Source organism: Ramlibacter sp., from assembly GCF_035706265.1.
GTDB lineage: Bacteria > Pseudomonadota > Gammaproteobacteria > Burkholderiales > Burkholderiaceae_C > Ramlibacter.
This window is the reverse complement of sequence record NZ_DASSVG010000144.1, coordinates 1-8,653: the sequence shown is the minus strand read 5'-3', so window position 1 is coordinate 8,653 and position 8,653 is coordinate 1. Positions and strand designations below refer to the sequence as shown.

Here is an 8,653-nt window from a genome sequence, read left to right as displayed (position 1 = left end):
GAGGATGTCGGCGATCACGGGGTCCGGCACGACCTTGTAGGTCTGCGGCTCGGGATAGAGCTCGCGCTCGTTGGGGGCGAACAGCAGGTCGCAGCCGGCGGCCTCCAACTGGGCGGCATCGGCCTCGAGCGTGCGCGGGTAGGTCTCGAAGTCCTCGTGCGGCAGGAACTGCAGCCGGTTGACGAAGATGCTGGCGACCGTTGCATCGCCGAGCGAGCGGGCCTGCCGCACGAGCGCGATGTGGCCGTCGTGGAGGTTGCCCATGGTCGGCACGAAGGCCGGCCGGCGCGAGGCCTCGAGCCGCTCGCGCAGCTCGCTGATGGTGTGAACGATCTGCATGGCGGGCCTCAGTAGCAGTGCAGCTTGGGATCGGGGAAGGAGCCGTCCTTCACCGCCTCGACATAACGGCGCACCGCGGTCGCGACATCGCTGCTGCCGTCCATGAAATTGCGCACGAAGCGCGGCGCATAGCCCGTCAGCAGGCCCAGCATGTCGTGCAGCACCAGCACCTGGCCGCTGCAGCCGGGCCCGGCACCGATGCCGATCACCGGGATCGGCAGTTCGCCCGCGATCTCCGCGCCCAGCGCGGACGGCACCAGCTCCAGCACCAGCATGGCGGCGCCCGCCTCGGCGAGCGCCTGCGCATCGCGGCGCAGCGTGGCGGCCGCCACCTCGTCGCGGCCCTGGATGCGCCAGCCGCCCAAGGCGTGCACCGATTGCGGCGTGAGCCCCAGGTGGGCACACACGGGGATGCCGCGCTGGACCAGGAAGCGCACGGTCTCCGTGGTCCAGCCGCCACCTTCGAGCTTGACCATGTGCGCGCCCGCCTGCATCAGCGCGGCGGCGCTCTCGAGCGCCTGCGCAGGCGTCGCGTGGTAGCTGCCGAAGGGCAGGTCGCCGATCACCCAGGCCGTGCGGTTGCCGCGCGCCACGCAGCGCGTGTGGTAGGCCATCTCCTCCACCGTCACCGGCACGGTGCTGGGCTGGCCCTGCAGCACCATGCCCAGCGAATCGCCCACCAGCAGGCACTCGACGCCGGCTTCGTCCAGCACGCGGGCGAAGGTGGCGTCGTAGCAGGTGAGCATCACGATCTTCTCGCCGGCCGCGTGCATCTCGCGCAGGCGGTGCAGCGTGAGCGGTCGGCGCGAAGGGGCGGTGTCGGTGGAAGCGGCCATGGGGGCTCGGGCGCTGCGGCAGAGGGGAGCATTGCAGCCCAACTTCACGCGCGCGTCAATGTCCGGCGCGCAAGGACGGAGCGCCTAGAATGCAGGCAGCGGGGGCCCGGCAGACTCCCCGTGCCGCAAGAGGCCTGTGCCTCCAAGTTCTGCTCCTCGTCATGGGCTTCGCCCAGAAAGGAGCCGATCTTGTCCCCACCCTCTGTCGCCCTGCTCTACCCCGGTGACCGCGCGATGCGCGACCGCTCGGATCCGATGGAAAGCCGGTTCGCAGCCTTGTTCGAGGCGCTCGCGGCCGCGGACCTCGCCGCGGCGCCGGCCATCTATCACGACGATTTCTGCGACGAAGTCGAGCAGCAGTTGCGCGGCTGCCGGCTCGTGCTCGTGTGGTGCAATCCGATCGAGGGCGGCCGCCGACGCGATCGCCTCGATGCGATGCTGCGCCGGTTGGCCGACCGCGGCGTGACGGTCAGCGCGCATCCGGACGCCATCCTCAAGCTGGGCACCAAGGACGTCCTGTTCGCCACCCGCGATCTCCCCTTCGGCAGCGACGTGCAGCGCGTGGACAGTCTGGCGCAACTCGCGGCGGAACTGCCGCAGCGGCTGCGCGGTGGCCCGCGCGTGCTCAAGCAGTACCGCGGCCACAGCGGGATCGGCGTCTGGCGCGTGGAAGCGGCGGGCACGAGCTTCGACCCGCAACGCCTGCGGGTGCGCCACGCCCAGCGTGGCAGCGAAGAGGAAACGATGGCGATGCCGGCCCTGCTGCAGAAGCTGGCGCCGTATTTCGAACCGGAACACGGAGGGCACATGATCGACCAGGCCTGGCAGCCGCGGCTGGCGGAAGGCATGGTCCGGGCCTACCTGGTGGAGGATCGCGTGGCGGGATTCGGGCTGCAAGCCGTCAACGCCTTGTATCCCGGCCCTGACGGCGAGCCTGCGCCGCAACCGGGCCCCAGGCTCTACCACGACGCGGACCTGCCGGCCTTGCAGCACCTGAAGGAGCGGCTGGAGACGCAATGGGTCGACCTGCTGCGCTCCCGCGTGGGGCTCGCGCGCGAGCGCCTGCCGCTGCTGTGGGACTGCGACTTCCTGTTCGGCCAACGCGCCGCAGGCGCCGGCGAGCGCCACGTGGTGTGCGAGATCAACGTCAGCAGCGTGGCGCCCTTTCCGCCTTCCGCGATCGGCCCGCTGGTGGCGGCGGTGCGATCGCGCCTCGCGCCTGCATGATGTCCATTCATCCCGCGGCCCCCGCCCTCACGGCCGCCGTGCTGTTTGGCGCCAGCACGCCGCTCGCCAAGCTCCTCGCCGGCAGCATCCACCCGGTGCTGCTGGCCGGGCTGCTGTATCTGGGAAGCGGTGTCGGCCTCGGCGTGCTGCTGCTGGTGCGGGCGGGCCTCGGCGGCAGCGAGCCTGGCGATGCATCGATGCGCATCCCGCGGCGGGACTGGCCGTGGCTCGCCGGCGCCATCCTGTTCGGTGGCGTGCTGGGCCCGGCCCTCCTGATGGCGGGCCTGACCGGCACCAGCGGTGCGGCCGCTTCGCTCCTGCTGAACCTGGAGGGCGTGCTCACGGCCGTGCTCGCCTGGGTGGCCTTCAAGGAAAACGCCGACCGGCAGATCGTGGCCGGCATGCTGGCCATCGTGGCCGGCGGCGTGCTCCTGGCCTGGGAGCCGGGCGGCGCGAGCTTTTCGGCCGGCGCCCTGCTCGTTGCCGGCGCCTGCCTCTGCTGGGCGATCGACAACAACCTGACCCGCAAGGTCTCGAGCAACGATGCGATGCTGCTGGCCTGCCTGAAGGGCGCGATCGCCGGCGCGTGCAACACCCTGCTCGCCCTCGCGGCCGGCGCGCCATGGCCGGCGGGGCTGCCGCTCGCCATGAGCCTGCTGGTGGGCTTGCTGGGCTACGGCGTCAGCCTCACGCTGTTCGTCGTCGGCCTGCGCACCCTCGGCACGGCGCGCACGGGCGCCTACTTCTCGGTCGCACCGCTCTTCGGCGTCGTGCTCTCGCTGGCGATCTGGCCGGAACTGCCGGGCCCGCTGTTCTGGGCCGCCGCGGCGCTCATGACCGTCGGCGTGTGGCTGCACGTGCGCGAGCGGCACGAGCATGAGCACACGCACGAGGCGCTGGAGCATACGCACGCGCACCGCCACGACGAGCATCACCGGCACGCGCACGACTTTCCCTGGAAGGGCGAGGAGCCGCACGTGCATCCGCACCGGCACGAAGTGCTGACGCACAAGCATCCGCACTACCCGGACATCCACCACCGCCATCGCCACTGAGATTCCTCGGCCCCCCCGAGACGCCGGCAGCGGTGATGATGGGGCGCCGCTTCGCCGGCCGACACCATCTGCCGAGAGGATTCCCATGACCCATCCCCCGCTCGTGTGGGAGCTGTCCATCGCGCTCATCGCCGCGATGCTGCTGTTCGACTACTTCTTCCACACCCGCACCGCGCACGTGCCCACCGTGGCCGAAGCCGCGCGCTGGTCGGCTGCCTACGTGGGCGTGGCGCTGCTGTTCGGCGCAGCCGTCTTCGTCGTCGGCGGCACCGAGCTGGGCATCCAGTACTTCGCCGGCTACCTGACGGAAAAGGCGCTGTCGGTCGACAACGTGTTCGTGTTCCTGGTGATCCTGTCGAGCTTCAAGGTGCCGCGGGAGGACCAGCAGAAGGCACTGTTGATCGGCATCGTGATCGCGCTGCTCGCGCGCTCGGCCTTCATCTTCGTCGGCGCCACCCTGATCGAGCACTTCGCCTGGGTGTTCTACATCTTCGGCGTGATCCTGCTGCTCACGGCCGGCCACATGCTCGCGCCCGAGGAGCACCGCCACGGCGACGAACAGGACAGCACCGTGCTGCGGCTCACGCGCGCCCTGCTGCCCACCACCGGCAGCTACGACGGCGACCGGCTGTTCACCGTGCAGGACGGGCAGCGCCGCATGACGCCGATGGTGGCCGTGATCGTGGCGCTGGGTCTCACCGACATCCTGTTCGCGCTCGATTCGATTCCGGCGATCTTCGGACTGACGGACGACGTCTTCATCGTCTTCACCGCCACCGCCTTCTCGCTGCTGGGCCTGCGGCAGCTGTTCTTCCTGGTCGAGGGGCTGCTCGAGCGCCTGCTGTACCTCTCCTACGGCCTGTCGGCGATCCTGGCCTTCATCGGCGTGAAGCTGGTGCTGCACGCGCTGCACGAGAACAACGTGCCGCTGATCAACGAAGGCGAGCCGGTGAATGTGATCGAGATCTCGCCCATGCAGTCGCTGGTCGTGATCGTCGGCATCCTGGCGGTCACCGTGCTGATGTCGCTGCTCAGCCCCAAGGGCAAGGCCAAGACGGCCGTGAGCCGCCTGCGCCGGCGCCTGGCCGCCTACCGCGAACTCGGCGATGACGCCACGCCGGAAGAACGCGAGGCAGCCTATGCAGAACTGCGCAGCGCCGAGGAGGCCGTGCGTGCGCTGCCGGCGGAACACCGGGCCCTGATCCGCGAGCGGCAGACCCTGGGGGAGATGCTGGCCGATGCGCACGGGCGGCACGCCGCCCGCTCCGAATAGCCAGGCGAAGGGGGCTGCCGATCGGGCGCTACACCAGCGGCGCGCCCTCCTCCTTCTCGCCGGCCATCAGGAACGACTGCATGCCGCCGACGATCCCGCCCATGCAGTGGCCTGCCGGCCCCGGGAAGCGGCCGTCCAGCGACAGCGTCTGCAGGCTCTCCGCGATGACGAGGATCCGGCTGCGGTTCGTGCCGGCGGTGTTGAGGGCGCCGGCCAGCGCGAAGCCGACGGCCTGCCCGCAGCCATCGAGGGCTTCCACGAGCATTGCGAACGTGACGGGTGTGGCCTCGCTGGACTCGCTCATGGCTTTGCTCCCAAAAGAACAAGCGTAGCCGATGGGTGCCCGCGTGCGTGCACCGGGATAATCCGCCCATGACGGAACGCCTGGACCTCCTGACGCTGCGGGTGGTGGTCGCGGTCGCCGAGTCGGGCTCCATCAGCGCCGGCAGCGACCGCCTGCAGCTCGCAGTGGCCGCCGCCAGCGCGCGCATCTCCTCGCTGGAAGCGGCGCTCGGCGTGCGCATCTTCGAGCGCTCTCCGCGCGGGGTGGAGCTCACGCCGGCCGGCCACATGCTCGTGCAGCGCGGCCGCGAGCTGCTGGGCGACGCCGACCAGCTCGCCACCGACCTGCGCCACTGGAGCCTGGGCCTGGCGGGCCACGTGCGGATGCTGGCCAACGCCTCGTCGCTGCTGGAGCTGCTGCCGCCGCGGCTGGAAGCCTTCATGCGCGAGCATCCGCGCATCCACGTCGAGATCGAGGAACGCGTCAGCCCGGAGATCCTCGTCGCCCTGGTGGACGGCCGCGCCGACATCGGCGTGGTGGATGCCGACGCCCGCACGCCGGGGCTCGAGTTCCTGCCCTCCTTCCAGGACGACCTCGGCGTGGTGCTGCCCCGCGCGCACCCGCTGGCCGGCGAGCGCGAGCTGCGGCTGCAGCAGCTGCTGGCGGAGAACTTCATCGTGCTGGCCGGCGCGAACACGATCCTCACCCGGCTGTTCAACGCGGCGGCCATGCTGGGCCAGCCGATCAACGTGCGCATGCAGATGCGCAGCTTCGACGCCGCCTGCCGCATGGTGGCGGCCGGCCTCGGCGCCGCCGTGCTGCCGATGCAAGCCATCGCGCCGCAGCTCGCGCACCTGCCGCTGGCGGCCGTGCCGGTGGCGGAGGAATGGGCGCGGCGCACGCACTTTCTCGCGCTGCGCGCGGGCGACCAGGCCTCCGCCGCGGCACGCACGCTGGCTGCGGCGCTGCGCGCACCCCGCGGGTAAACCCAGGGATTTCGCCGATCGCGAAAGGGACCATCGCGGCGGGCCGCTTGCGGGCCGGCCTGCCGGGCCCGCAGACTGGCGCGATGAAGATCGCTTCCGTTCGCGCGACCCCGCTCAACCTGCCCGTGACCATGGGCCAGGGCGCCCGCGCCAAATCCACTTCGCTGTCGCTGTGCCTCGTCGACATCGAACTCGACGACGGCCGCATCGGCACCGGCATGACGGCCATCACCGAGGAAGAGGTGGTCGCCTCCATCGTCAACGACATCGCCAGCCACGCCCTCGTGGGCCTGGACCCGCTGCGGCACGAGCAGGCCTGGGACAAGCTCTACTGGCTGCTCACGCCGCGCGGCCAGTCCGGCTATGCCAGCCACGCCATCGCCGCCATCGACCTGGCGCTGTGGGACCTCAAGGGCCAGATCCTCGGCCAGCCCGTGTGGCGGCTGTTCGGCGGCGCGCGTCCCAAGGTGCCCGTCTACGCCACCTTCGGCTTCGCCTTCTTCGACCGCGAGGAGCTCGCGGCGGCGGCGCAGGGCTGGGTCGCACGTGGCTTCCGGCGGCTGAAGATGACGGTGGGCCACCATGGACTGCAACGCCGCGACGAGCCGCGGCCACTGGCCGACGTGATCGCCGAGGACGTGAAGCGCATCGAGGCAGTCCGCTCCGCCGTCGGCCCCGACGTGCAGATCTTCATCGACGCCAACTGCAGCCTGGACTATTTCCATGCCGCGGCCCTGGCGCAGCGCATCGAGCACCTGGACATCGCCTTCTTCGAGGAGCCGGTCTCGCAGAACGACATCCCGAACATGGTGAAGCTGCGCGCGAAAACGCGCATCCCGCTCGCCGCGGGCCAGAACGAGGGCCTCGCCAGCCGCTTCCGCGACATGCTGGTGGCCCAGGCCGTGGACGTGGTGCAGCCCAACGCCTGCATCAGCGGCGGCTACACGCAGTGCCTGCGCATCGCCGGCATGGCCAGCGCGTTCAACACGCAGTTCGCCAACGGCGGCGCCTGGCCGCACCACAACATGCACCTGCACGCCGGCCTGGCCAACGGCTCCCTGGTGGAATACCACTCGGTGGCGGTCGAGGTCTGCAAGCAGGTCTTCGACGGCCTGCCCGAACCCACGGAAGGCATGCTCGCCCTGCCCGACGTGCCCGGCCTGGGCTTCCGGCCGAACCGCGAGCGCGTCGCGGAACTGGCCAAGCGGCCCGGTTCGCGCGGCGTGGGCAAGGCCTGACGCTACGCGCATTACAGACAAAGAGGAGACACCGGATGAAGACCATCTTGACGCGCCGCACCCTGCTGGCCGCCGCCCTCGCCGTTGCCGCGCCCCTGGCCGGCGCGCAGACCGACTACCCGAACAAGCCGATCCGCCTGCTGGTGGGCTACAGCGCCGGCGGCGGCGTCGATGCGCTGGCGCGCATGCTCTCGTCGCGCTTGCCGGCGCTCCTCGGCCAGCAGGTCGTGGTGGAGAACCGCGCCGGCGCCGCCGGCATGATCGCCGCGGAACAGGTCGCCCGCTCGGCGCCCGATGGCTACACGCTGCTGCTGGGCGAGAGCGGCCTGATGATCGCGCCGCACCTGCAGGCGAAGCTGCCGATCGAACCGCTGAAGGCGTTCACGCCCATCGCGGGCACCTTCGTGCTGCCGCTGATGATCGTGGCGAACAACGAGGTGCCGGCGGCCAATCCCAAGGAACTGATCGCCCTGCTGAAGAAGAACCCGGGCCGCTACTCCTACGCCACCTCCGGCGTGGGCACCGTGCACCACCTGGGCTTCGAGTGGATGAAGGCCCGCACCGGCACCTTCGTCGTCCACGTGCCGTATCGCGGCGCCTCGCAGATCGTGCCGGACGTCATGAGCGGCCAGGTGCCGCTCGGCGTGGTGAGCGCGACGGCAGGCCTGGCGCAGGCGAAGGCGGGCAAGCTGCGGGCCATCGGCCTCATGAGCGCCGCCAAGCTGCCCGGCGCCGAGGACGTGCCCGCCCTGGCCGACGCCCTGCCCGGCTTCGATGCCGCCCCGCGCATCATGCTGCTGGCGCCCACCGGCACGCCCGCGCCCATCGTGGAGAAGCTCGATGCCGCGGTGCGCTCCGTGCTCGCGAGCGCAGAAGTGGCACAGGTCGCCGCCAAGCAGGGGGCGATCCCGGCCTACCTGGAGCCGGCGCAACTGGGGCGCGAGATGCAGCGCGAGTTCGTCGAGTGGGGCAAGATCGTGGAGGCGCAGAAGATTTCGGCACAGTGAGCGGGGGCGCGAGAGCGCCCCGCCCTTGCCCCGCACTTGCCCGATCGGGCGGGACGCGCGAGCTCAGTACCCGACGCTGGTTCCCGGCACGTCCACGTTGACGACCGGCTTGCCGAGGGCCGCGACGGTGCAGCGGCCGAACTGCTGCGCCCACGTCGCATCGGCAAAGCGGGCAGGACCGGCGGCCTCGGCCACGACCAGCACCTTGTCGGCGTTCAGGACCTTGCCGGTCAGGCGCAAGGGCTCGCAGCCGAACGCGGTGAACTGTTCGTCGAGCCAGGCTCGCGCGGCCTCCTGCGTGATCGGCTCCGCCTGGTCCAGGCTGATCCGGATCGGTGCGACATCCTTGAACGTGACGTTCACTTCGCTTCTCATGGCGGGCTCCTCTGCAGTTCAGTGCGCCGGGACG

The 8,653-nt window shown here is 70.9% G+C and carries 10 protein-coding genes; 6 read left to right on the top strand and 4 right to left on the bottom strand.

All coding sequences use genetic code 11. The annotated features are described in order from the left end of the window. On the bottom strand, positions 1–339 hold a 339-nt coding region (locus VFM98_RS05795; protein ID WP_325108951.1), incomplete at its 3' end, for a pantoate--beta-alanine ligase. Positions 340–347: 8 nt separating this feature from the next. Further along, positions 348–1,175, bottom strand: a complete 828-nt coding sequence (gene panB, locus VFM98_RS05790) for a 3-methyl-2-oxobutanoate hydroxymethyltransferase (RefSeq protein WP_325108950.1) — start codon at positions 1,173–1,175, stop codon at positions 348–350. A gap of 189 nt (positions 1,176–1,364) precedes the next feature. Here panB and VFM98_RS05785 point away from each other — a divergent pair, with 189 nt between their 5' ends. From VFM98_RS05785 to VFM98_RS05775, 3 genes are all read left to right on the top strand, one after another. After that, positions 1,365–2,402, top strand: coding sequence for a Cj0069 family protein (locus tag VFM98_RS05785; protein WP_325108949.1), 1,038 nt, complete (start codon positions 1,365–1,367; stop codon positions 2,400–2,402). Continuing rightward, entirely contained in the window at positions 2,402–3,457 is a 1,056-nt protein-coding gene (locus VFM98_RS05780) for a DMT family transporter (protein ID WP_325108952.1), read from the top strand. Before VFM98_RS05785 ends, VFM98_RS05780 begins: the two co-directional genes overlap by 1 nt. 85 nt (positions 3,458–3,542) lie before the next feature. Then, positions 3,543–4,730 (top strand): TerC family protein, encoded by a 1,188-nt coding sequence (locus VFM98_RS05775; RefSeq protein WP_325108948.1) that lies wholly within the window; start codon positions 3,543–3,545, stop codon positions 4,728–4,730. A gap of 28 nt (positions 4,731–4,758) precedes the next feature. On the opposite strand, the gene VFM98_RS05770 is transcribed toward VFM98_RS05775, so the two are convergent. After that, complete coding sequence (locus VFM98_RS05770) at positions 4,759–5,034, bottom strand: hypothetical protein (RefSeq protein WP_325108947.1); 276 nt, start codon at positions 5,032–5,034, stop codon at positions 4,759–4,761. A 68-nt stretch (positions 5,035–5,102) separates the two neighbouring features. Here VFM98_RS05770 and VFM98_RS05765 point away from each other — a divergent pair, with 68 nt between their 5' ends. The 3 genes from VFM98_RS05765 (at position 5,103) to VFM98_RS05755 (ending at position 8,244) form a co-directional block, all read left to right on the top strand. Then, complete coding sequence (locus tag VFM98_RS05765) at positions 5,103–5,999, top strand: LysR substrate-binding domain-containing protein (protein ID WP_325108946.1); 897 nt, start codon at positions 5,103–5,105, stop codon at positions 5,997–5,999. A gap of 83 nt (positions 6,000–6,082) precedes the next feature. After that, a complete protein-coding gene (locus VFM98_RS05760) occupies positions 6,083–7,237 on the top strand; it encodes a mandelate racemase/muconate lactonizing enzyme family protein (protein WP_325108945.1) in 1,155 nt (384 codons plus the stop codon). Between the two features lie 35 nt (positions 7,238–7,272). Continuing rightward, positions 7,273–8,244, top strand: a complete 972-nt coding sequence (locus tag VFM98_RS05755; RefSeq protein ID WP_325108944.1) for a Bug family tripartite tricarboxylate transporter substrate binding protein — start codon at positions 7,273–7,275, stop codon at positions 8,242–8,244. A 63-nt stretch (positions 8,245–8,307) separates the two neighbouring features. Here the strand turns inward: VFM98_RS05755 and VFM98_RS05750 are convergent, their stop codons facing one another. Beyond that, positions 8,308–8,619, bottom strand: a complete 312-nt coding sequence (locus tag VFM98_RS05750; RefSeq protein ID WP_325108943.1) for a hypothetical protein — start codon at positions 8,617–8,619, stop codon at positions 8,308–8,310. Positions 8,620–8,653 lie beyond the last annotated feature (34 nt).